General features: G+C 42.4%; 1 protein-coding gene. It reads right to left on the minus strand.

Annotated features, from left to right (window positions below; all coding sequences use genetic code 11):
• Positions 1-889: hypothetical protein (locus tag A3766_RS01185; protein ID WP_197479157.1), on the minus strand; the 889-nt coding region annotated here is incomplete at its 3' end.
• Positions 890-911 lie beyond the last annotated feature (22 nt).

Here is a 911-nt window from a genome sequence, read left to right on the forward strand (position 1 = left end):
AAATACCTTGGCAATGGTCGGTGTATTTATAAGAAACAATTTGATTGCGACCTACAGCGCTATTGATGTCGAAGAGATTATCTTCAAAAAGCTCATTACCCCAATCACAAAGCGTTTCAAGCGAAACCTTGTCATCCTTTACGATCGAAGAATGAAGCTTAAGCGTTAAACCGAGCTGACCATTCCACTTCATGACGCAGCTTGATATCGGATAGTTCTTTGTTCCTGGTGCACAGCAAAACCAGCGTTCTTTTTGTAATGCTGAAACCGCTTCTGCCTGTTTGCTCGGTAAGGCAGAGATATCTTCATCTAACCAGTTCCCCATTGCGGAGAAATTGCCAGCGTAAAAGGATTTATTGCTGAGGTAGCGATATAAAAATCTAATCATAAAGCCAGGTAGATATTTAGCTATCTTGGCTTGTTGCCAGTGCAGCCAATGCTCGCGTGACTTTAGCCGCTCGCGAATTCTGTCGTTTAACTGGGTAGGTGAAATATCCGCTTCGAGAGGGATATAAAATCCACTGGAGAAATTTGCATAGTCTGAGTCGGTTCCAAAATTAGCTGCCCCCCTTAAATTAACGGGATAAAACCACGAATAGCTTTGATTGCAGTTTTTTGAATCTGCAAGTAAATGCTTGGCAGCCGAGCGGTTTAGCGCCCATAGTATAAAGGTTGTTAAAGGGATATCGAGAGATTTTGCTCGTTGTTCGATAGCTGCGGTTTCATAACGATCAAAAAATAGAGTGTCTACCGAATTTTGGCTTACTTGATTATCCGCTTTCCAAAAACGCCATTTGACCCTTTTAGGGTAAGGTTGAACTTTTGCTTTGATCGCTTTCAATTCTTGAGTGTCAGGTTCACCGGTTTCTCTACACTTAGGGATCTTCACACTGGTGAAACCGAGATCGTTC

It is taken from the genome of Oleiphilus sp. HI0132 (assembly GCF_001635845.1).